Source organism: Pseudomonas sp. S8 (assembly GCF_050473925.1).
Lineage (GTDB): Bacteria > Pseudomonadota > Gammaproteobacteria > Pseudomonadales > Pseudomonadaceae > Aquipseudomonas > Aquipseudomonas parakoreensis.
In genome coordinates this window covers 1-21,705 of sequence record NZ_JBFDVZ010000001.1, presented here as the reverse complement: position 1 = coordinate 21,705, position 21,705 = coordinate 1, and the positions used below count along the sequence as shown (strand labels likewise).

Annotated in this window: 19 protein-coding genes; 8 read left to right on the top strand and 11 right to left on the bottom strand. The window is 61.3% G+C overall.

Annotated elements, in window-relative coordinates; translation table 11 throughout:
- Nucleotides 1–572 (bottom strand): LacI family DNA-binding transcriptional regulator (locus AB1J88_RS00095; protein ID WP_430289911.1); only part of this gene is annotated, 572 nt, incomplete at its 3' end.
- A 205-nt stretch (nt 573–777) separates the two neighbouring features.
- Here AB1J88_RS00095 and AB1J88_RS00090 point away from each other — a divergent pair.
- The 3 genes from AB1J88_RS00090 (at nt 778) to mgrA (ending at nt 5,533) form a co-directional block, all read left to right on the top strand.
- Nucleotides 778–3,003 (top strand): TonB-dependent receptor, encoded by a 2,226-nt coding sequence (locus AB1J88_RS00090; protein ID WP_430289910.1) that lies wholly within the window; start codon nt 778–780, stop codon nt 3,001–3,003.
- A gap of 1 nt (nt 3,004) precedes the next feature.
- Entirely contained in the window at nt 3,005–4,324 is a 1,320-nt protein-coding gene (locus AB1J88_RS00085; RefSeq protein WP_430289909.1) for an LLM class flavin-dependent oxidoreductase, read from the top strand.
- 171 nt (nt 4,325–4,495) lie between these two features.
- Nucleotides 4,496–5,533 (top strand): L-glyceraldehyde 3-phosphate reductase, encoded by a 1,038-nt coding sequence (mgrA, locus tag AB1J88_RS00080; RefSeq protein WP_430289908.1) that lies wholly within the window; start codon nt 4,496–4,498, stop codon nt 5,531–5,533.
- Nucleotides 5,534–5,689: 156 nt separating this feature from the next.
- Here the strand turns inward: mgrA and tauD are convergent, their stop codons facing one another.
- The 7 genes from tauD to AB1J88_RS00045 all read right to left on the bottom strand — a co-directional run bounded on the left by tauD (nt 5,690) and on the right by AB1J88_RS00045 (nt 14,106).
- Nucleotides 5,690–6,532 carry a taurine dioxygenase gene (tauD, locus tag AB1J88_RS00075; RefSeq protein WP_430289907.1) on the bottom strand — a complete coding sequence of 281 codons (843 nt, stop codon included), beginning with the start codon at nt 6,530–6,532 and terminating at the stop codon, nt 5,690–5,692.
- 137 nt (nt 6,533–6,669) lie between these two features.
- Nucleotides 6,670–7,503, bottom strand: a complete 834-nt coding sequence (tauC, locus tag AB1J88_RS00070; protein WP_430289906.1) for a taurine ABC transporter permease TauC — start codon at nt 7,501–7,503, stop codon at nt 6,670–6,672.
- Complete coding sequence (tauB, locus tag AB1J88_RS00065) at nt 7,500–8,294, bottom strand: taurine ABC transporter ATP-binding subunit (RefSeq protein ID WP_430289905.1); 795 nt, start codon at nt 8,292–8,294, stop codon at nt 7,500–7,502. Before tauB ends, tauC begins: the two co-directional genes overlap by 4 nt.
- A gap of 16 nt (nt 8,295–8,310) precedes the next feature.
- Entirely contained in the window at nt 8,311–9,288 is a 978-nt protein-coding gene (gene tauA, locus AB1J88_RS00060; protein ID WP_430289904.1) for a taurine ABC transporter substrate-binding protein, read from the bottom strand.
- A 280-nt stretch (nt 9,289–9,568) separates the two neighbouring features.
- Complete coding sequence (gene gshA, locus AB1J88_RS00055; RefSeq protein WP_414904387.1) at nt 9,569–11,152, bottom strand: glutamate--cysteine ligase; 1,584 nt, start codon at nt 11,150–11,152, stop codon at nt 9,569–9,571.
- A gap of 246 nt (nt 11,153–11,398) precedes the next feature.
- Nucleotides 11,399–11,782 (bottom strand): PaaI family thioesterase, encoded by a 384-nt coding sequence (locus tag AB1J88_RS00050; RefSeq protein WP_086793980.1) that lies wholly within the window; start codon nt 11,780–11,782, stop codon nt 11,399–11,401.
- On the bottom strand, nt 11,782–14,106 hold the full coding sequence (locus tag AB1J88_RS00045; RefSeq protein ID WP_086793978.1) for a Tex family protein: 2,325 nt from the start codon (nt 14,104–14,106) through the stop codon (nt 11,782–11,784). Before AB1J88_RS00045 ends, AB1J88_RS00050 begins: the two co-directional genes overlap by 1 nt.
- Nucleotides 14,107–14,464: 358 nt before the next feature.
- Here AB1J88_RS00045 and ompR point away from each other — a divergent pair, with 358 nt between their 5' ends.
- Together ompR and AB1J88_RS00035 are read left to right on the top strand one after the other, a co-directional pair.
- Nucleotides 14,465–15,205 carry a two-component system response regulator OmpR gene (ompR, locus tag AB1J88_RS00040; RefSeq protein WP_003220637.1) on the top strand — a complete coding sequence of 247 codons (741 nt, stop codon included), beginning with the start codon at nt 14,465–14,467 and terminating at the stop codon, nt 15,203–15,205.
- Between the two features lie 114 nt (nt 15,206–15,319).
- Nucleotides 15,320–16,633 carry an ATP-binding protein gene (locus tag AB1J88_RS00035; protein WP_027611205.1) on the top strand — a complete coding sequence of 438 codons (1,314 nt, stop codon included), beginning with the start codon at nt 15,320–15,322 and terminating at the stop codon, nt 16,631–16,633.
- Between the two features lie 130 nt (nt 16,634–16,763).
- Here the strand turns inward: AB1J88_RS00035 and rimK are convergent, their stop codons facing one another.
- Nucleotides 16,764–17,669: a 30S ribosomal protein S6--L-glutamate ligase gene (rimK, locus tag AB1J88_RS00030; RefSeq protein WP_007949201.1), complete on the bottom strand. Its 906-nt coding sequence runs from the start codon at nt 17,667–17,669 to the stop codon at nt 16,764–16,766.
- Nucleotides 17,666–18,127 (bottom strand): ATP-dependent zinc protease family protein, encoded by a 462-nt coding sequence (locus AB1J88_RS00025; protein WP_174377334.1) that lies wholly within the window; start codon nt 18,125–18,127, stop codon nt 17,666–17,668. The genes rimK and AB1J88_RS00025 overlap by 4 nt, the downstream gene beginning before the upstream one ends.
- Nucleotides 18,128–18,361: 234 nt before the next feature.
- Between AB1J88_RS00025 and AB1J88_RS00020 the strand changes: the two genes are divergently transcribed.
- Nucleotides 18,362–18,766 (top strand): RNA-binding S4 domain-containing protein, encoded by a 405-nt coding sequence (locus tag AB1J88_RS00020; protein ID WP_401281855.1) that lies wholly within the window; start codon nt 18,362–18,364, stop codon nt 18,764–18,766.
- An 89-nt stretch (nt 18,767–18,855) separates the two neighbouring features.
- Here AB1J88_RS00020 and AB1J88_RS00015 read toward each other — a convergent pair whose 3' ends face one another.
- Nucleotides 18,856–19,656 carry a phosphatase PAP2 family protein gene (locus tag AB1J88_RS00015; RefSeq protein ID WP_430289903.1) on the bottom strand — a complete coding sequence of 267 codons (801 nt, stop codon included), beginning with the start codon at nt 19,654–19,656 and terminating at the stop codon, nt 18,856–18,858.
- A gap of 103 nt (nt 19,657–19,759) precedes the next feature.
- On the opposite strand from AB1J88_RS00015, the gene hslO reads away from it, so the two are divergent.
- On the top strand, nt 19,760–20,662 hold the full coding sequence (gene hslO, locus AB1J88_RS00010; protein WP_041071252.1) for an Hsp33 family molecular chaperone HslO: 903 nt from the start codon (nt 19,760–19,762) through the stop codon (nt 20,660–20,662).
- Nucleotides 20,663–20,843: 181 nt separating this feature from the next.
- A partial coding sequence (locus AB1J88_RS00005) for a phosphoenolpyruvate carboxykinase (ATP) (protein WP_430289902.1) occupies nt 20,844–21,705 on the top strand: 862 nt, incomplete at its 3' end.

The following is a 21,705-nucleotide window of genomic DNA, read 5'->3' as shown; positions in this document are numbered from 1 at the left end:
CGGCGATAGCCTTTGTCATGCAGATAACGCGCAGCGCTCACGCCGACTTCATAGTGCGAAAAGCCAATCTGCATCGGCTCGCGATCCGGCTGGTAATCCCAGGTTTCGATCACCGGAATATCCGCTTCGGCGATCATCTTTTCCGTGCCCGAACTATGGAAATGACTGGTCAGCACCAACGCGGCCGGCGACCAGCCAAGAAATGCGCGTACGGCGTTTTCTTCCTGTTCGGTGCTGAAGTAACTCGACGCCAGCAGCAGCTGATAACCGTGGCGGCTGAGGGTGTCGCTGAAGCCCTGAATGGTGTTGGCAAAAATCGGCCCGGAGATGTTCGGAATCACCATGCCGACGATTTTCCCTCGCGCCGAGGCCAGGCCACCGGCCACCAGATTCGGCACATAACCCAGCTCGGCCACTACCGCTGCAATGCGCTCGCGACGTTCCGGCGAGACGGTTTCCGGCTGATTGAAATAGCGCGACACGGTAATCGCCGAGACGCCAGCCTCGCGCGCCACTGCATTCAGGGTCACGCGTCCGGCGCCACGGCGTTTGCGAGGCTTTTCCTGGCTCAAGTCTCGATCCTTCTTAAAAACAAAAACGCATATAAAAGTAATTTTTCAGTATTGGACGCTCTATGCCGAGCTTGCCAATACTGGCGATGTTAGCGCTAACAAAGCGCATTGTCTGCTACTCGCTCGAGCGAATGCCCAAGACACCGATTCAGGCGCTGTCGTCGCAGAACGGCAGCGGTTCAGGGCCAATTTCGAGCGGGCAACCATGCACAACACTCCTGGGGCGACACACAAACTGGCGCAATCGATTCGCGCCGCTGGCTGGATCTTTACCGGGCTGGCGGCGTTGCCGCTGCCCACGGCTTTCGCCGCCGACAGCAGCGAACAAGAGCCGACCCTCAAGTCCGTCACGGTGACCGCTACCCGCCGCGAAGAGTCGCTGCAAAAAGTGCCGGTGGCAGTGTCGGTGATCGATGGTGAACAACTGGAGCGCGACAACCGTAACGGCGTGGCAAGCATCGTCCAGCAAGTGCCGTCGCTGAATTTCCGCACTGGGGCGTCGAACAAGGACACCTCGTTGTTTGTGCGGGGCGTCGGCACGATTTCCACCTCGCCCGGCGTCGAGCCAACGGTGGCCACGGTGATCGATGGCGTGGTCTATGCGCGTCCCGGTCAATCGACGCTCGACCTGCTGGATCTGGAGCGCGTCGAAGTGCTGCGTGGCCCGCAAGGTACGCTGTTCGGCAAGAACGCCTCGGCCGGTGTGCTCAACATCACCAGCAAGGCGCCGACCAACGAGACCCACGGCTACATCGACCAGTCGTACTACAGCGGTAACGAAAGCCGCACCCGCTTCGGCATTGGCGGCAGCCTGATTCCGGACACGCTCAAGGGGTCGATCAGCACCCTATTCGGCACGTACGACGGCAACGTCGATAACCAGCACAACGGCCAGGAGGTCAACGGCTACAACCATCGCGGGGTGCGCGGCAAACTCGAATTCACCCCGAACGACGACGTCACCTTCACCTTGATTGCCGACTACATGCAGTCCCACGACGACGGCCCCAACGGCGTGATCAGCAAGTCGCTGACCCCGGCCTTCGCCAACGCGCTGGGCCCGGTCTACGCCAGCAGCCACAACCGCGACATCAACACCGACACCCGCAGCCATGTCGAGGATACCAACAAGGGCCTGTCCGGCCAGCTCGACTGGCAACTGGGTGATTACACCCTGACGTCGATTACCGCGTGGCGTGGCTGGGACAATACGCAGTATCAGGACGGCGATCGGCTGAGCACGATCACGGCAGCGTTCCCCGGCACCGCCGACAAGGGCGATCTGGCCTTCGACCAGTACTCGCAGGAGCTGCGCCTGGCTTCGCCGAAAGGTGAGTTCCTCGAATACGTCGGCGGCCTGTTCTACATGCACGGCAAGGATGACGAGACCTATCAGCGCACCTTGACCACCACCACGCGCACCGACCGTGGCGTCGCCGATTACAGCACCACCAGCGACAGCTACGCGGCGTTCGGCGAAGCCACACTGAACTTCACCTCGGACTTTCGCGGCATCGCCGGCCTGCGCTACACCCACGATGATCTGGAATACGAACACCGCCGCGTCTCGACCTCGGCGAACACGGTCATCGGCATTCAACCGGCCACCAGCAGTTCCGGTTCGGTGGACGAGGACGGCTGGTCCGGTCGGCTCGGCGTGCAGTACGACCTCAGCGATGCAGTCACCACGTACCTGACCTATTCACGCGGCTACAAAGGCCCGGCCTACAACGTGTTCTTCAACATGCAGCCGCGTGACACCGAAGCGCTGAAACCGGAAACCTCCAATACCTGGGAGGCGGGAATCAAGGCCACCAGCTGGAACAACCGGCTGACCACCAACCTCGCGGTGTTCCACAGCGATTACGACAACTACCAGGCGAACTTTTTCGACACGGTCGCCGGGCAAGTGGTGACGCGCCTGATCAACGCCGGCAGCGTCAGCACCGAAGGCGTCGAACTCGATTACGCCTTGCAGGCGACCCAGCAACTGAAGTTCTCCGGTGCGCTGGCCTACACCCGTGCGCGCATCGACCAGTTCAGCTGCCCGGTGGGCGCGGCGGCGTCGTGCAACGTCAATGGCAAACCGCTGCCGTTCAGTCCGGACTGGAAAAGCTACGTGCGCGCCGACTACAGCATCCCGCTGGACAACGGCCTCGATATCGAACTCGGCACCGACTACAGCTGGCAGAGCGAAGTGCAGTACGACATCAGCCAGAACGCCGACACCAAACAAGGCGCTTACGGCATCTGGAACGCCAGCGTCGCGCTCGCCGATTACAGCAACGGCTGGCGTGTGGCGCTGCTGGGCAAGAACCTCGCCGACAAGTCCTACTCACCGTTGCTGGCCAACGGCGGCAGCTACATCTACCGCGCCGTGCCACGGGATGACGAGCGCTACTTCGGCGTGCAACTGCGCAAGGATTTCTGAGATGAGCAGACAGCTGAAACTTGGCGCCTTTCTCATGGCCACCGGGCACCACGTCGCCGCGTGGCGGCACCCGCAGGTACCGGCCAATGCCGGTCTGGATTTCGCCCACTACAAGCGTCTGGCGCAGCTTGCCGAGGCGGCGAAGTTCGACACGCTGTTCGTCGCCGACAGCGTCGCCGCGCCGACCCAGGACATCGCCAGCCGCATGGCGCGCTCGGATCACTTCGAACCGCTGACCTTGCTCTCGGCCCTGAGCGCGGTGACCGAGCACATCGGCCTGATCGCCACGGCGACCACCAGCTACAACGAGCCGTACCACGTGGCGCGCAAATTCGCCTCGCTCGATCATCTGTCGGGCGGCCGCGCCGGGTGGAATCTGGTGACCTCGGACAACGCTGCCGAGGCACTGAACTTTGGTCGCGATGAGCACATCGGCCACGCCGAGCGCTACAGCCGCGCCCGGGAGTTTCATCAGGTGGTCAGCGGGCTGTGGGACAGTTGGGAGGATGATGCGTTTGTCCGCGACAAGGCCAGTGGCGCCTATTACGACCCGTCGAAGCTTCACGTGCTGGATCACGTCGGTGAACACTTTCGGGTGAAAGGCCCGCTGAACGTCGCACGCTCGCCACAGGGACAACCGGTGATCGTGCAGGCCGGCTCGTCCGAAACCGGGCGTGAGCTGGCGGCACAAACTGCTGAAGTGGTGTTCACCGCGCAGACTTCACTGGCTGGCGCGCAGGCGTTCTACGCCGACCTCAAGGGACGTCTGGCCAAGTACGGACGCAGTGCCGATTCGCTGAAAATCATGCCGGGAGTGTTTGTCGTCGTCGGGCAGACAGAAGCCGAAGCGCAGGAAAAATGTGAAACGTTTCAGCAATTGGTCGAACCGGAGGTTGGCGTCGCCTTGCTTGGGCGTATGCTGGGCAACTTCGACTTGTCGAAGTACCCGCTGGACGGACCGCTACCGGATTTGCCACTGACCGACAGCGGCCAGCAGAGCCGGCAGAAACTGCTCACTGAGCTGGCGGGGCGGGAGCATCTGACCCTCGCCGAATTGGGCCGCAGGATTGCCGGTGGACGCGGGCATTACAGCCTGGTGGGCACGCCGACGCAGATCGCCGATCACTTGCAGGCGTGGTTCGAACGAGGCGCGGCGGATGGCTTCAACGTGCTGGTGCCGCACCTGCCGGGCGGTCTCGAAGACTTCGCCCATGGTGTGGTCCCGGAACTGCAGCGGCGCGGGCTGTTCAGAACCGAGTATGAGGGCCGGACGTTGCGCGACAACCTGGGCCTGGCCCGACCGCAAAACAGATTTGTGTAAACACCCTGTGGTGAGGGGATTTATCCCCGATGGAGGGCGTAGCCGTCCCAAAAATTCGCCACAGAGAACGCAGATTCTAGGGCGGCTTCGCCGCCCATCGGGGATAAATCCCCTCACCACAAAGTTGGGATTCACCCTCAAATTGCTGTTAATCAAACAAGAGAGGATTCGATGACGTACTCCGCTGCCGAAAACCGCTACGACTCCATCCCTTACCGCCGCGTCGGCCGCAGCGGTCTGGTGCTGCCGGCGCTGTCGCTGGGCCTGTGGCACAACTTCGGCGACAGCACGCCGATCGACACCCAGCGCGCCCTGCTGCGCACCGCGTTCGACCTGGGCATCAACCACTTCGACCTGGCCAACAACTACGGTCCGCCATACGGCAGCGCCGAAATCAATTTCGGTCGCCTGCTGCGCGAAGATTTCAAGCCGTACCGCGATGAGCTGATCATCTCGAGCAAGGCCGGTTGGGACATGTGGCCCGGCCCGTATGGTCAGGGCGGCGGCTCGCGCAAATACGTGCTGGCCAGCCTCGACCAGAGCCTGCAGCGCCTCGGTCTGGACTATGTGGATATCTTCTATTCGCACCGCTTCGACCCGGACACCCCGCTGGAAGAAACCGCCAGCGCCCTCGCCACCGCCGTGCAGCAGGGCAAGGCGTTGTACATTGGCATCTCGTCGTACTCCGGGGTGAAAACCCGCGAGATCGCTGCGCTGCTCAAGGAATGGAAAGTGCCGCTGCTGATTCATCAGCCGGCGTACAACCTGCTCAATCGCTGGGTGGAAAAAGACCTGCTCGACACCACCGAAGAACTCGGCACTGGTGTGATCGCGTTCACGCCGTTGGCCCAAGGTCTGCTGACCGACAAATACCTCAATGGCGTGCCGGCGGATGCGCGGGTCAATCGTCCGGGCGGTGGTTCGCTGCAGGCGTCGCACTTGTCCGAGGCCAACATTGCGCACGTGCGTGCGTTGAACGAGATCGCCAAACGTCGCGGCCAGAGCCTGGCGCAACTGGCACTGGCCTGGACCCTGCGTGATCCACGGGTGACCTCGGCGCTGATCGGCGCGAGCCGGCCGGAGCAGATCATCGAGAACGTCGGGGCGTTGAAGAATCTGAGCTTCAGTGCTGAGGAACTGGCGGAGATCGACCGCTTTGCCCAGGAGGGCGGGATCAATCTGTGGGAGAAGCCGTCGACCGCTGAATAAGTGACTGGCGCCGAATTATTCGGCGCCTGCTCTGACGCTTTCGCGGGCAAGCCCGCTCCCACAGGGTTCCAGTCGTACACAAAGTCTGTGAACGGTGCTGTACCTGTGGGAGCGGGCTTGCGAAGGGGCCAGTTCAGGCAATGAGGAAATCGGGCCTCATTTGAAGAACGGCACATCCCCCAACACCGTCGCCCGCTGCATCACCCGCCGCGCCGGACGGTAATCATCCACCGCGTAATGCTGGGTCACGCGGTTATCCCAGAACGCAATGTCATCCTTCTGCCAGCGCCAGCGAATGGTGAATTCGGGCCGCGTTGCATGAGCGAACAGGAATTTCAGAATCGCTTCGCTCTCGGTGTCCGACAGTTCGTTGATCTTCGAGGTGAAGCCTTCGTTGATGAACAACGAACGGCGTCCGCTCACCGGGTGAGTGCGGATCACTGGATGTGACAACGGTGGGTTCTTGCGTCGTGCCTCTTCCCACTGTGCCAGGGCTTCCGGCGTGTTGCCGTAGCGCTCCAGCGGAAACGAGCGGGTGAAATCGTGAGTTGCAGTCAACCCTTCGAGCAAGGTTTTCATCGGCGCCGACAGCGCTTCATAGGCGGCAATCCCGCTGGCCCACAACGTATCGCCGCCGAACTCCGGCAGCAGCTTGGCGCTGAGTACCGCGCCCATCGCCGGGGTCGGCAGGAAGGTCACGTCGGTGTGCCAGATCGCGTTGTCGCGCACGTCGGTGACGGCGGTGTCGAGGATCAGCACCTCGGGCTGCTCCGGCACGTTCGGGTAGATCGGATGGATGTGCAGGTCGCCAAAGTACGCCGCGAAACGCGCCTGTTGCGAAGGCTCGATCGGCTGGTTGCGGAAGAACAGCACCTGGTACTTGAGCAGCGCCTGCTCGATGGCATTGCGCTGTTCCAGGTTCAACGGCTGGCTGACGTCGACGCCGCTGATCTGCGCGCCGAGGGCCGAGCTTAAGGGGGTGATGGTCAGGCTGCTCATGATGGTTCTCTTCAATTCCGGGTAACCGCGCCCCTGTAGGAGCTGCCGCAGGCTGCGATCTTTTGATTTGTTTTTTAAAAGCCGATCAAAAGATCGCAGCCTTCGGCAGCTCCTGCACGGGAGGATTCACAAATGCTTTAGTGGGTTTGGCCGTGCCACGGCACCAGTTTGCGCTGCAGGGCGCGCAGGCCCATTTCCATGGCGAAGGCAATCAGGGCGATCACCAGAATCCCCAGCACCACCACATCGGTGACCAGAAATTGCGCGGCCGACTGCACCATGAAACCCAAACCGCTGGTGGCGGCGATCAGTTCGGCGGCGACCAGGGTCGACCAGCCAACGCCCAGACCGATGCGCACACCGGTCAGAATATCTGGCAGGGCGCTGGGCAAAATCACATGGCGGATCAACTGTGCGCGGGTCGCACCGAGCGACTGAGCAGCGCGCAGTTTCGCCGGGTCAACGGTGCGCACGCCGGTCGCGGTGGCAATGGCAATCGGCGCGAAAATCGCCAGGTAGATCAGCAGCACTTTCGACAACTCGCCGATGCCGCACCAGATCACGATCAGCGGCAGATACGCCAGCGGCGGAATCGGCCGATAGAACTCGATCAGCGGGTCAAGCACACCACGGGCAATACGGTTGGCGCCGATGGCGATGCCCACCGGCACTGCGGTCAGAATCGCGAAGCCGAGGCCCAGACCGATACGGCTCAGGCTCGCGCCCAGGTGCTGCCACAGGGTCGAATCCATGTAACCAGTGGTCGCCAGCAACCAGCCTTTTTGCAGCACGGCGGACGGTGGCGGCAGGAACAGCGGTTCGATCAAGCCGGTGGCAGTCACGGCCCACCAGATCACCAGCAAGGCGAACAGGGTCAGCAGGCTGATCCAGCGGGTGCTGAGGCTGCGCCGGATTGGAATTGCCACCGACGGGGTTTTCACAGCGGGGGCGGAAACGTCGTAACTGCTCATGCGCGCTCCTGCCGTTGCACGGCGCTGCGTTGCGAGAACACTCTGCTCAAAACGTGCTCGCGGGTTTCGATAAAACGCGGGTCGGATTTGATCGCTCGCGCCGACTCACCGGCGGCGTAGCGTTGGCCGAAATCCAGATGCAGACGCTCGACGATCTGCCCCGGATTCGGCGCCAGCAGAATCAGGTCAGTGGCGAGGAATACCGCTTCTTCGATGTCGTGGGTAATCAGGAACACCGGTTTGGCGGTGCGCTGCCAGACTTGCAGCAACAGCTCCTGCATCTGCTCGCGGGTGAACGCATCGAGGGCGCCGAAGGGCTCGTCCATCAGTAGCACACGCGGGTCGGCGGCGAGGGCGCGGGCCAGGCCGACGCGCTGTTTCTGGCCGCCCGAGAGCTGCCAGATACGGCGGTGTTCAAAACCTGAGAGATCAACCAGCGCAAGCATTTCCCGGGCGATCTTTTCGCGCTTGTCCTTGGCGACGCCGGCCAGCTCCAGACCGAACGCGACGTTGGCCAACACATCCTGCCAGGGCAGCAGGGCGTCATCCTGGAACACCACGCCGCGTTCGGCGCTCGGGCCTTTGACCGGCACGCCGTCGAGGGTGATACGCCCGGCGCTGGGTTCGACGAAGCCGGCAATCAGGTTCAACAGCGAGGTCTTGCCACTGCCGGACGGGCCGAGGGCGACCAGCAATTGCTGAGGCCCGAGGGTCAGGGAAATGTCCGCCAGCACCGGTTCCGGGCTGCCCGGGTACTGTGCGCTGATGCGCTCCAGCTGTAGCAAGGCCATCGCAGTCAACTCCCGATCAATTGGTGATGTATTTGGCGCTGACGTACGGCGCGTAGTCCGGCAGTACGGCTTCGACCTTGCCTTGTTCCTTGAGGAACGCGGCGGTGTCGGTGATGGCTTGGGTGGTCGGCGCGCCGAGGCTGATCACCTGATCAGCCGCCAGCGGGTAGACGTTGCCCTGCAGCAGCAATGGAATGTCGCTGGCCTTGGCGCCGGAAAGCTTCACCAGCTTGTCGACGTGGGACTGGTCGGCGAGCCAGGCTTTGGGATCCTTGCGGTAATCGGCGTAGGCGTCGAGGGTGACCTTGGCGAACGCGGTGACGATTTCCGGGTGTTTCTCGGCGAAGTCTTTGCGCACGATCCAGGCATCGAAGGTCGGCGCGCCGAACTTGGCCAGTTCGCCGGAGGTGATCAGCACTTTGCCGTTTTCCTTGGCCACACCGAGGGCCGGATCCCACACGTAAGTGGCGTCGATATCACCGCGTTTCCACGCGGCGATGATCGCTGGCGGGGCGAGGTTGAGCACGGTGACTTTCGACGGATCGATGTTCCAGTGTTTCAGCGCGGCGAGCAGGCTGTAGTGACCGGTGGACACGAACGGCACGGCGATTTTCTTGCCGATCAGATCCTGTGGGGTCTTGATCCCGGAACCGTCGCGGGCGACCAGTGCTTCGGCGGCGCCGATCTGGGTGGCGATGAGGAAAGTTTCCACCGGGACTTTGCGGGTGATCGCAGCGGTCAACGGGCTGGAACCGAGGTAGCCGATCTGCACATCACCCGAAGCAATGGCGGCGATGATGTCGGCGCCGTTGTCGAACTTGCGCCAGCTGATGTCGGCTTTGGTGGCTTTCTCGTAGGTGCCATCGGCCTGGGCGACTTTCGCCGGGTCGACGGTGGTCTGGTAAGCGACGGTGAGGTCGGCGGCCTGCGCCAGAAAGCTCGCAGCAGCCAGAGAGGCCACGGCCAGCAGGCGAAGCGGGAAATTCAGTTTCATGGGGAGTGCTCCAAATCAGGCGACCGACGATCGGCGTGAAAGGAGACTAAATGATCTAAGAAACTAAAAATAAATAACTTTTTAGACTTAGCTTATGAGCGGAAAAATCTAAGCGGAGGGATTGCTGGTGAGGCCATTGTGGCGAGGGAGCTTGCTCCCGCTGGAGTCCGGAGGACTCCCATATCAATTCATCACGGTGCTGCTGATGCACCGGGGGACTGAGATTGCGACTGCTGCGCAGCCGAGCGGGAGCAAGCTCCCTCGCCACAGGGAATAGTGGTTAGTTACTGATCGCCAGAATGCTCGCCTGATACGACCCGACAAACACATCGAAATCACCGACCTCGTTCTGCTCCAGCTCCGCCTGTTGCGCCAGCGACGAGCGCGCCAGTTCCTCGAACTTCGCCTGCTCATCCGCCGTCAACGGCTCGCGGCGGAAGAACTCGGCATGCGCCTGGCTCTGACGCAGGGAGAATTGCGCAAAGCTTTCCTTGTGCTCGGCCATCGCGGCCAGCACCTGCGCCGACGGGGTCAGGGACGGGTCGCTGACTTTGGCCAGTTGCGCATCCAGCGCCTTGCTATGCGTGTCGCCGCCGTGGCTTTGATCAAGCAACGCCGCCAGCGGTGCGATTTTTTCCAGCAGCTCGGCTGCCCAAACCTTCAGCTCGACCGCTTCGCCGTCACGCTGCAACTGCAGGCCCGGACGCCGGCCTTCCTTGACCACGCTGAGGAAGTTCGAAGTGGCATTGCCGCACGAAGTGTTGGTCAGCAGCGGACTGTCGTTCAGCGCGCAATACAGCAGGAACGCGTCGAGGAAGCGCGATTCGGTGACGTCGATGCCCATCGGCAGGAACGGGTTGATGTCCAGGCAACGCACTTCGACGTACTGAATGCCGCGGGCCATCAGGGCCTGGATCGGCCGCTCGCCGGTATAGGTCACGCGTTTCGGGCGGATGTTGGAGTAGTACTCGTTTTCGATCTGCAAGATGTTGGTGTTCAGTTGAACCCACTCGCCATCCTTGTGTGTGCCGACCTCCACATACGGCGGATACGGCGTGGCCACAGCTTTGCGCAGGCTGTCGGTGTAGCTCGCCAGGTCGTTGTAGCACGGCGTCAGGCCAGCCTGGGCGTTGCTCTGGTAACCGAGGTCGCTCATGCGCAGGCTGGTGGCGTACGGCAGGTACAGCGTGTCCGGGTCCAGTTGTTCCAACTGATGCGAACGGCCGCGCAGGAAGCCTGCGTCCAGCGCTGGCGAAGCACCGAACAGGTACATCAGCAGCCAGCTGTAGCGGCGGAAGTTACGGATCAGCGCGATGTACGACGACGACTGGAAATCGCGGTCGGTGCCGACGAAACCTTCGGCTTCGCGCAGCAGCGGCCAGAGCTTTTCCGGCAGGGAAAAGTTGTAGTGAATCCCGGCGATGCACTGCATGGTCTTGCCGTACCGCAGGGCCAGGCCCTTGCGGTAGACGTATTTGAGCTGACCGATGTTGGAGGTGCCGTAATAGGCGATCGGGATGTCTTCCTCGGCCGGCAACGGGCACGGCATCGACGGACTCCACAGGTACTCGTTGCCGAGCTTGCTGTAGGCAAAGCGATGAATCTTGTCCAGGCTCGCCAGCGTATCGGCCGGATCGGGCAGGGCGGGGGTGATGAATTCCAGCAGCGACTCGGAATAGTCGGTGGTGATCTGTTCATTGGTCAGCGCGGAACCCAAGGCTTCCGGGTGCGGCGTTTGCGCCAGACGACCTTCACTGGTCACGCGCAGGCATTCACGTTCGATACCGTGGAGGCACTGTTCGAGCAGAGAGAGGTTGGCGCGCTCGCCGAGCAGAGCCAGGCGGCGGTTGAGAAGTTCGCTCAATTTGGATTCCTTCACGCGTCAGTCGCCCCAATATGGGGGTGGGCAGGACGGTCTACAAGGGTGAAGTTGAAACTGGCGTTTTCGCCTGGTTTTCTAGCCGGTCAGCCACACACATAAACTGTAGGAGCTGCCGCAGGCTGCGATCTTTTGATTTTGTTTTTCAATAGCAAGATCAAAAGATCGCAGCCTGCGGCAGCTCCTACAGGATTCATTGCGCCGAAATTAACTCAAAATGATGAACAACATCTACAGGACTGCGAACGTGCCTTGCGCTTTTGCGACCAGTTTGTCGCCCTGCATCACGTCGGCCTCGACCACCAGCGTGCGGCGGCCCGGGTGGATCACCCGCGCCGTGCACAGCACCTCGCCGTCGGATACGGCGCGGATATAGTTGATCTTGCACTCGATGGTCGCGCTCTGCTGATCGAAGCCGTGGGTGCTGGAACAGGCCAGCCCCATGGCGATATCGACCAGACTGAACAGCGCGCCACCGTGCAATTTGCCGCCGCGATTGCGCAGTTGCGGTTCCAGCACCAGGGCGACTTGCGCCACCCCGGTTTCCAGGCTGTGCAGGCGGCAGCCCAACAGCTTGAAAAACGCGCTCTCGACGAGCCCGGCCGGAATCTCCATCAGCGTTTCTTCAACTGCTTGGCGTTGGCGAACAGCGAAGCCATGGCGTTGTTCACCGGTGCGGCTGTGGCCGTTTCCTTGCGTGGCGCGTTGTTGGACGACTGGCGCGGTGCCGAGCCCGGACGCGAACCACGGGCACCGTCGATTTTCTCGCCCGGGGTGTCGCTCATGCGCATCGACAGGCCGACGCGTTTGCGCGGGATGTCGACTTCCATGACCTTCACTTTCACCACGTCACCGGCCTTCACCGCTTCGCGTGGGTCCTTGATGAACTTCTCCGACAACGCCGAGATGTGCACCAGACCGTCCTGATGCACGCCGATGTCGACGAACGCGCCGAACGCGGTCACGTTGGTGACGACGCCTTCGAGGATCATCCCCAGTTGCAGGTCTTTCAGGTCTTCGACGCCTTCCTGGAACTCGGCGGTCTTGAACTCCGGACGCGGGTCGCGACCCGGTTTTTCCAGTTCTTGCAGAATGTCGGTGACGGTGGGCAGACCGAAGGTCTCGTCGGTGAACTTCTTCGGGTCCAGACGCTTGAGGAACGCGGCGTCGCCGATCAGCGAGCGAATGTCGCGGTCGGTTTCAGCGGCGATGCGCTGTACCAGTGGATAGGCTTCCGGGTGAACGGCCGAGGAATCCAACGGGTTGTCGCCGTTCATCACGCGCAGGAAGCCTGCGGCCTGTTCGAAGGTTTTCTCGCCCAGACGCGCAACTTTCTTCAGCGCTGCACGGGTCTTGAACGCGCCGTGCTCGTCACGGTGAGCGACGATGTTCTGCGCCAGGGTCGCGTTGAGGCCGGAAATCCGCGCCAGCAAGGCCACCGAGGCGGTGTTTACATCGACGCCGACGGCGTTTACGCAGTCCTCGACCACCGCATCCAGACCACGCGCCAGTTTCAGCTGCGAGACGTCGTGCTGGTACTGGCCGACACCGATGGATTTCGGATCGATCTTCACCAGTTCGGCCAGTGGATCCTGCAGACGACGGGCGATGGACACCGCGCCACGGATCGACACGTCCAGATCCGGGAATTCCTTGGCAGCCAGTTCCGACGCCGAGTACACCGATGCACCGGCCTCGGAGACCATGACCTTGGTCATCTTCATTGCTGGGTATTTTTTGATCAGCTCGATCGCCAGTTTGTCGGTTTCGCGGCTGGCGGTGCCGTTGCCGATGGCGATCAGGTCAACCGAGTGCTTGGCGCACAGGGCGGCCAGAATGGCGATGGTCTGATCCCACTTGTTGTGCGGCACGTGCGGGTACACCGTGGCGTGATCGAGCAGCTTGCCGGTGGAGTCGACTACCGCGACTTTGCAGCCGGTACGCAGGCCCGGGTCGAGGCCCAGGGTGGCGCGCGGGCCGGCCGGCGCGGCCAGCAGCAGGTCGTGCAGGTTGTGGGCGAAGACGTTGATCGCCTCGGTTTCGGCACCGTCGCGCAGCTCGCCGAGAAGGTCGGTTTCGAGGTGGGTGTAGAGCTTGACCTTCCAGGTCCAGCGCACCACTTCACCGAGCCATTTGTCGGCCGGGCGGTTCTGATTCTGGATGCCGAATTGCTGGCCGATCATGCCTTCGCACGGGTGCATGGTGCCCGGCAGCTCGTCGCCGACTTTCAGCGCGGAGCTGAGGATGCCTTCGTTGCGGCCACGGAAAATCGCGAGTGCGCGGTGCGACGGCATGCTTTTCAGCGGCTCGTCGTGTTCGAAGTAGTCGCGGAACTTGGCGCCTTCTTCTTCCTTGCCAGCGATCACGCGGGCGCTGATGGTCGCTTCCTGCTTGAGGAAGTTACGCAGCTTCTCCAGCAGACTGGCGTCTTCGGCGAAGCGCTCCATCAGGATGTACTTGGCGCCTTCCAGCGCAGCTTTCACGTCGGCTACGCCTTTCTCGGCGTCGACGAAGCGTGCGGCTTCGGTTTCTGGCGATAGATTCGGGTCGTTGAACAGGCCGTCGGCCAGCTCGCCGAGGCCGGCTTCCAGGGCAATCTGGCCCTTGGTTCGGCGCTTCTGCTTGTACGGCAGGTACAAGTCTTCGAGGCGGGTCTTGGTGTCGGCGAGTTTGATGTCGCGCTCGAGGGCGGGGGTGAGTTTGCCCTGCTCCTGGATGCTGGCGAGGATGCTGATGCGCCGTTCGTCGAGTTCTCGCAGGTAGCGCAGACGCTCTTCCAGATGACGCAGCTGGGTGTCATCGAGGCTGCCGGTGACTTCTTTCCGGTAACGGGCGATGAAGGGAACGGTAGAGCCTTCATCGAGTAGCGCGACGGCCGCTTCGACCTGTTGCGGGCGTACGCCGAGTTCCTCGGCGATGCGGCTGTTGATGCTGTCCATAAAACCACCTGACATAGTGTGAAAGCAGGCTCGCAGGCACGGAAATAAAGGCCCGGAGTCTGGTTGAGCGGCTAGAAAATTGCCGCTGCCTGGGTCAAAAGGCTCCCCATTGACCCGTGAAATCGAACAATTACTGCGGCCACCGGTAAAAAAGCCCGGCCACCTGCGGTAACGATTCAGACGTTGCCTGGCACAAAACGCCGCGCATTATAACCAGCGTTCTGTCATTCGGGGGTGTAGCAGTCTGTAGGCACAAACCCCGGTTTTCTGGCAGTGAAGGAAAAATCTGCTAACAATGCACACGGTGCGTATAACGGCAGCTACGCCATAATGCGCGCCGAGCTAAAAGGAGCATCCAATGAGCAGCACTGCAAACAATGCTGAAGGCGAAAAAATTCTTATTGTTGACGACGATCCAGGGCTGAGCAGCCTGCTGGAACGCTTTTTCGTCAGCAAGGGCTACCGCGCCCGTGCCGTACCGAACACCGAGCAAATGGACCGTCTGCTGTCGCGTGAAGTGTTCAATCTGGTCGTCCTCGACCTGATGCTGCCGGGCGAAGACGGCCTGACCGCGTGCCGTCGCCTGCGGGCGGCGAACAATCAGATTCCGATTATCATGCTCACCGCCAAGGGCGATGAGATGAGCCGCATCAAGGGCCTGGAACTGGGCGCCGATGACTACCTGGCCAAGCCGTTCAACCCGGACGAGCTGATGGCTCGGGTCAAAGCGGTTCTGCGGCGTCAGGCCGCACCGGTGCCGGGCGCACCGGGCAGTGAAGACGAAAATGTCACCTTCGGTGATTACGTGCTGTCGCTGGCGACCCGCGAGCTGAAACGTGGCGAAGAAGTGCACATGCTCACCACCGGTGAGTTTGCGGTACTCAAGGCGCTGGTAATGAACGCGCGTCAGCCGCTGACCCGCGACAAACTGATGAACCTGGCCCGTGGTCGCGAGTGGGATGCCCTTGAGCGTTCCATCGATGTGCAGATCTCCCGTCTGCGCCGGATGATCGAACCGGATCCGTCGAAACCGCGCTACATCCAGACGGTCTGGGGCGTGGGCTACGTGTTCGTACCGGATGGCGCCGCTACCAAGTGATCGGCGATTTGTAGGAGCGGGTCTGCGCAGACCGGGTTGATCGACCCTCTACGCAGACTCGCAATCCGCAATATGCGAGCATGGCTCGCTCCTGCAAGTGTGTAACGGTTATCGATGAAAACCCCCGTCTGGTTCCCCCAAAGTTTTTTCTCCCGCACCCTTTGGCTGGTGCTCATCGTCGTGCTGTTTTCCAAGGCGCTGACCCTGGTTTATCTGTTGATGAACGAGGACGTGCTGGTGGATCGCCAATACAGCCACGGCGTCGCCCTGACGCTGCGTGCCTATTGGGCGGCCGATGAAGAAAACCGCGCGAAGATCGCCGATGCCGCGACGCTGATCCGGGTGGTCGGCGCCGGTGTGCCGGAGGGCGAACAGCACTGGCCGTACAGTGAAATTTATCAGCGGCAGATGCAGGCGGAGCTGGGCGCCGATACCGAAGTGCGTTTGCGCATGCACTCGCCGCCGGCGCTGTGGGTGCGTGCACCGAGTCTGGGTGATGGCTGGCTGAAAGTGCCGCTGTACCCGCATCCATTACGCGGCCAGAAAATCTGGAACGTGCTCGGCTGGTTCCTCGCCATCGGTTTGTTATCGACCGCGTCGGCATGGATTTTCGTCAGTCAGCTCAACCAGCCGTTGAAACGCCTGGTGTATGCCGCCCGACAACTCGGTCAGGGCCGCAGCGTGCGTCTGCCGATCAGCGATACACCGAGCGAGATGACCGAGGTGTATCGCGCCTTCAACCAGATGGCCGAAGACGTCGAACAGGCCGGGCGCGAGCGCGAGCTGATGCTGGCCGGGGTGTCCCATGACTTGCGTACGCCGCTGACCCGTTTGCGGCTGTCGCTGGAGCTGATGGGCGATCGCAATGACCTGACTGACGACATGGTCCGCGATATCGAAGACATGGACGCGATTCTCGACCAGTTCCTCGCGTTCATTCGTGACGGTCGTGACGAGTCGGTGGAAGAAGTGGACCTGAGCGATCTGGTGCGTGAGGTGGCCGCACCCTATAACCAGAGCGAAGAAAAAGTACGCTTGCGACTGGAACCGATCCAGCCGTTTCCACTGCGCCGGGTGTCGATGAAACGCCTGCTGAACAACCTGATCGGCAACGCCCTGAACCATGCCGGTAGTGGCGTCGAGGTCGCGGCTTATGTGTCTGGCGATACCAGCGCGCCGTACGTGGTGTTGAGCGTGATGGACCGTGGCGCGGGGATTGATCCGTCAGAGCTTGAGGCGATCTTCAACCCGTTCACCCGTGGCGACCGTGCCCGGGGTGGCAAAGGCACCGGGTTGGGGTTGGCAATTGTGAAGCGGATTGCTTCGATGCATGGCGGCAATGTCGAACTGCGCAACCGCTCCGGGGGCGGGCTGGAAGCGCGGGTAAGGTTGCCGTTGGGGTTGATGTTGCCGCGGGATGCGGTCTAACAGTCGGGATGTTCAGCGGGGTTGATGGCCCCTTCGCGAGCAAGCTCGCTCCCACAGGGGAACGCATTCCAAAATGTGGGAGCGGGCTTGCCCGCGAAGGCGGCCTGTCAGCCGCCACATTTCAAACGGATCAACCCTTGCCCTTTGTCCGGGTCATGTTCGGCCCGCCATTCTTCTCAAGGTGTTCGATGATGATCCCCGCCACGTTCTTGCCGGTGGTGGTCTCGATGCCTTCCAGGCCCGGCGACGAGTTCACTTCCATCACCAATGGCCCGTGGTTCGAACGCAAGATATCCACACCCGCCACCGCCAGGCCCATGACCTTGGCCGCACGCAACGCGGTCATGCGTTCTTCCGGGGTGATCTTGATCAGGCTGGCGCTGCCGCCACGGTGCAGGTTGGAGCGGAACTCGCCCGGTTTGGCCTGACGTTTCATGGCAGCGATCACCTTGTCGCCGACCACGAAACAGCGGATATCCGCACCGCCGGCTTCCTTGATGTATTCCTGAACCATGATGTTCTGCTTCAGGCCCATGAACGCCTCGATCACCGATTCGGCTGCGGTTGCGGTTTCGCACAGCACCACACCGATGCCTTGAGTGCCTTCCAGCACCTTGATCACCAGCGGCGCGCCGTTGACCATGTCGATCAGGTCGGGAATGTCGTCCGGCGAGTGAGCGAAGCCGGTGACCGGCAGGCCGATGCCGCGACGCGACAGCAGTTGCAGCGAACGCAATTTGTCTCGCGAGCGGGCGATGGCCACCGATTCGTTGAGCGGAAACACCCCCATCATTTCGAACTGGCGCAACACGGCGCAACCGTAGAACGTTACCGACGCCCCGATTCGCGGAATCACCGCGTCGAAGCCTTCCAGCGGTTTGCCGCGATAGTGGATCTGCGGCTTGTGGCTGGCAATGTTCATGTAGGCGCGCAAGGTGTCGATCACGACCATTTCATGCCCGCGCTCGGTGCCGGCTTCGACCAGGCGACGGGTGGAATACAGACGCGGATTCCGCGACAGCACAGCGATCTTCATGCAACACCTGTGGAGGAGGTAGATACCGGGAACACCGGCTTGTCTTGTACATATTTGATGCCCGGATTGACCACCAGCTGGCCGTCGATCAAGGCTTTGGACCCGAGCAACAGGCGATAGCGCATGGACTTGCGGCAGGCGAGGGTGAACTCGACCTGCCAGACCCGATCACCGAGGGCCAGGGTGGTGCTGATCACATAGCGCACCTGCGCCTGGCCGTTGGAGCTTTTGATGGTTTTGCGCGTCACCAGCGGTGCTTCGCAACGCCGATGACGCAACTGCACCACCGTGCCCAGATGCGCGGTGAAACGCACCCACTTCTCGCCATCGCGTTCGAACGGTTCAATGTCGGTGGCGTGCAGGCTGGAGGTGCTGGCGCCGGTGTCGATTTTCGCCCGCAGGCCCGCGACTCCCAGATCCGGGAGCGCCACCCACTCGCGCAGACCGACAACGGTCAAATGGTCAAATGTCTTCAAAAAAATGCTCAACCGTGGCAACCGCTCAGCCCGCAAGGGCCGGATTCGCGGTATTCACGCAGAATAAGGGTTAAAAGGCGACAGATTTCTACGGCCCGGATCGCCGACGCCTCAAGCGGGTGTCGGCTGGTGCGCATTGTAATCCGCGGCGGCGTCATTCATGGCACGACAGAAACGGTAGTACAGTTCATCAATATTTCAGAATGAGGAAATTCCATGGCACAAAAAAGCGAAGAGGACGACAAGGTCCGTCTCGACAAGTGGTTGTGGGCGGCGCGCTTTTATAAAACCCGGGCCCTGGCCAAAGCAGCCATCGAAAGTGGCAAGGTGCACTGCCGAGGGGAGCGCTGCAAGCCTGGCAAAGAGCCACGCATTGGCGATGAATTCGAGATTCGTACCGGTTTTGAAGAGCGCACGGTGAGGGTCGACGCCTTGTCGATCGTACGTCGTGGCGCACCCGAGGCGCAGACGCTGTATACCGAGACCGAGGCGAGCATTGCCAAGCGTGAAGCGGCAGCGGCGATGCGCAAGGCCGGAGCGTTAGGTGTGAGTACCGACGGCAAGCCGAGCAAGAAGCAGCGGCGGGATCTGTTCAAATTTCGTGGCAGCAGCCACGAATAAAAAGATCGCAGCCTGCGGCAGATCCTACATGGGAATACATTTTCCTGTAGGAGCTGCCGCAGGCTGCGATCTTTTCAGCATTCAACCCATTAACGGGCAGACACCACACTCATCCGCGAAACCACCGGCAGCTTGCCCAGCAGATTGAAAACCGGCGCAGTGACCTTCAGCCAGAAGTTGGCGGCGTGATAAGCGAACGGTGTGTAGTAACCCCAGCCCAACGCCCACACCGCCAGCAGCATGCCGCCGATGTAATCATCCTGGCCCCAGTGCGCGCCGGCCACCAGACGCGGCAGCATGAACAGCAGCGCCAGGCCCCAGACCGTGAGGAACTGGCCGATCGAGCGGCTGAACACGCCCATGAACAGTGCCCAGATCAGCAACACCGAAGCGTGGTCACCGGGGAAGCTCTGACTTGAGCGATCCTTCAGTTCCCAGGCTTTTTCCAGGTGCGGGAAGTAATCACTCAGGTGCACCGCGCCTTCCAGCACCATCGATGGACTGCTGTGCTGCCAGTCCATGTAGTCGGCGAATTTGGAAAACAGCGCGCGAATCACCACCATCAACAGCAGAATCGAGAAAAAACCGAAAAAGGCGCGACGTACATCAATCGCCTTGAACACCCAGTCACCCTTGATCAGCAGCGTCAGCAGAATCAGACCTACAACGATGTCGAACGGGCGCAGACTTGCAATTGCCCAGATGTGGAGCCATATGGGGTTGCTGGCCAGTGGTGCATTGAGTGAGCGAAACAGCCACTCGTCGAAAATCACACACAGCATCTGGCCCGTAGGCCATAACCAGAAAGCCAGTAGCGCCAACGGCACCACGTTACACAGAACCAGCCGGCCGAGGTTCCACCTTGATTGGAACAAACCCGGATTGTTCATAAAATGCCTCCCGTGGCTGAACATTCGCACCAAATGGGTGCGGAGAAGCGCGGGATTTTCATCTTTTGTAACCATTTTGTCATCAATTCAGATACCCAGACCTATGACTGATCTCCCGGATACCGATTACACCCAACGCTTCATCTTCGATGACAGCGACACTCGCGGCGAGCTGGTTGCGCTGGAACGCAGCTACGCCGAAGTCCTCGCCAAGCACCCGTACCCGGAGCCGGTCGCGCAATTGCTGGGCGAATTGATGGCGGCCGCTTCGTTGCTGGTGGGCACCCTGAAATTCGACGGCTTGCTGATTCTGCAGGCGCGCTCCGAAGGCCCGATTCCGCTGCTGATGATCGAATGCTCCAGCGAGCGCGAGATCCGTGGTCTGGCGCGTTATAACGCCGAGCAGATCGCCCCGGATGCGACCCTTGCCGACCTGATGCCGGGCGGTGACCTGACCCTGACCGTCGACCCGACGATCGGCCAGCGTTACCAGGGTATCGTCGACCTCGACGGTGAAACCCTGTCGGAATGCTTCACCAATTATTTCGTCATGTCTCAGCAGGTTGGCACCCGCTTCAAGCTGTTCGCCGACGGCCGTCGTGCCCGCGGCATGCTGCTGCAGCAACTGCCGGCCGACCGCCTGAAAGACGAAGAAGAGCGCGCCGCCAGCTGGCAGCACATCACCGCGCTGGCCAGCACTCTGAGCGCCGATGAATTGCTCAGCCTGGACAACGAAACCGTCCTGCATCGCCTCTACCACGAAGAGCAGGTGCGCCTGTTCGATGTGCAAAACCTGCGCTTCCGTTGCAGCTGCTCGCGGGAACGCTCGGGTAATGCGCTGGTCAGCCTGGGTCTGGAAGACGCGCAGGCACTGGTGGCCGAACGCGGTGGCGAAGTCGAGATCGATTGCCAGTTCTGCAACCAGCGTTACCTGTTCGATGCGGCCGATATTGCTCAATTGTTCGCTGGTGCGGGCGTCGACACGCCGTCAGATACCCGGCACTAAAACGGTTCAGCGCAGGTAAATTCACTGCGTAACGACGGAATTTCGCCGTTACGACGGGAGGACCCTACTCTTTTTGGGCTTTTCTGGCATAATCCGGCCCACTTTTTTCGCGGTAGTAGTGCACGACTTTCTACTACAAAACGTTTGGAGCACACTCGGCCACTGGCCGACGGGGAACCTCATGACGCAAGCCAATAACGCCGTGTACACCGATCTGAGTGTTGATGATCTGGTAAAAGAAGCCCTGCAACGCGGTGAGGGCGAGCTTGCCGATACCGGCGCTCTGGTTGTTCGCACCGGTCACCGCACCGGCCGTTCGCCAGTCGATCGTTTCATCGTTGAAGAGCCTTCCACCCAGGCCGCTATCGCCTGGGGCCCGATCAACCGCAAGTTCCCGGCCGACAAGTTCGACGCGCTGTGGGCTCGTGTCGAGGCGTTCAACAACGCGCAAGAGCACTTTGTTTCCCACGTGCATGTAGGCGCGGCTGAAGATCACTACCTTGCCGTGAAAATGACCACCCAGACTGCCTGGCAGAACCTGTTCGGTCGTTGCCTGTTCATCAACCCGGCCCAGTACAACCCGGCCGGTCGTGAAGAGTGGCAAGTGCTCAACGTGGCCAACTTCGAGTGCGTGCCTGAGCGTGACGGCACCAACTCCGACGGTTGCGTGATCATCAACTTCGCGCAGAAGAAAGTGCTGATTGCCGGCATGCGTTACGCCGGTGAGATGAAGAAAGCCATGTTCTCCGTGCAGAACTTCCTGCTGCCGGCCGCTGACGTGCTGCCAATGCACTGCGCTGCCAACATCGGCGAAGAAGGCGATGTGACCCTGTTCTTCGGTCTGTCGGGCACCGGTAAAACCACCCTGTCGGCCGATGAAAGCCGTTACCTGATCGGTGACGACGAACACGGCTGGGGCGAAGGCGTTGTCTTCAACATCGAAGGCGGCTGCTACGCCAAGTGCATCGACCTGTCCGAGAAGAACGAACCGGTCATCTGGAAAGCCATCAAGCACGGCGCAGTCCTGGAAAACGTGGTCATCG

Bases quoted from the DNA above. Each gene is read 5' to 3' on its own strand.
- AB1J88_RS00090 (WP_430289910.1), top strand. From the start codon at position 778: ATGCACAACACTCCTGGGGCGACACACAAACTGGCGCAATCGATTCGC.
- AB1J88_RS00085 (WP_430289909.1), top strand. From the start codon at position 3,005: ATGAGCAGACAGCTGAAACTTGGCGCCTTTCTCATGGCCACCGGGCAC.
- mgrA (WP_430289908.1), top strand. From the start codon at position 4,496: ATGACGTACTCCGCTGCCGAAAACCGCTACGACTCCATCCCTTACCGC.
- tauD (WP_430289907.1), bottom strand. From the start codon at position 6,532: ATGAGCAGCCTGACCATCACCCCCTTAAGCTCGGCCCTCGGCGCGCAG.
- tauC (WP_430289906.1), bottom strand. From the start codon at position 7,503: ATGAGCAGTTACGACGTTTCCGCCCCCGCTGTGAAAACCCCGTCGGTG.
- tauB (WP_430289905.1), bottom strand. From the start codon at position 8,294: ATGGCCTTGCTACAGCTGGAGCGCATCAGCGCACAGTACCCGGGCAGC.
- tauA (WP_430289904.1), bottom strand. From the start codon at position 9,288: ATGAAACTGAATTTCCCGCTTCGCCTGCTGGCCGTGGCCTCTCTGGCT.
- AB1J88_RS00050 (WP_086793980.1), bottom strand. From the start codon at position 11,782: ATGGAGATTCCGGCCGGGCTCGTCGAGAGCGCGTTTTTCAAGCTGTTG.
- AB1J88_RS00045 (WP_086793978.1), bottom strand. From the start codon at position 14,106: ATGGACAGCATCAACAGCCGCATCGCCGAGGAACTCGGCGTACGCCCG.
- ompR (WP_003220637.1), top strand. From the start codon at position 14,465: ATGAGCAGCACTGCAAACAATGCTGAAGGCGAAAAAATTCTTATTGTT.
- AB1J88_RS00035 (WP_027611205.1), top strand. From the start codon at position 15,320: ATGAAAACCCCCGTCTGGTTCCCCCAAAGTTTTTTCTCCCGCACCCTT.
- rimK (WP_007949201.1), bottom strand. From the start codon at position 17,669: ATGAAGATCGCTGTGCTGTCGCGGAATCCGCGTCTGTATTCCACCCGT.
- AB1J88_RS00020 (WP_401281855.1), top strand. From the start codon at position 18,362: ATGGCACAAAAAAGCGAAGAGGACGACAAGGTCCGTCTCGACAAGTGG.
- AB1J88_RS00015 (WP_430289903.1), bottom strand. From the start codon at position 19,656: ATGAACAATCCGGGTTTGTTCCAATCAAGGTGGAACCTCGGCCGGCTG.
- hslO (WP_041071252.1), top strand. From the start codon at position 19,760: ATGACTGATCTCCCGGATACCGATTACACCCAACGCTTCATCTTCGAT.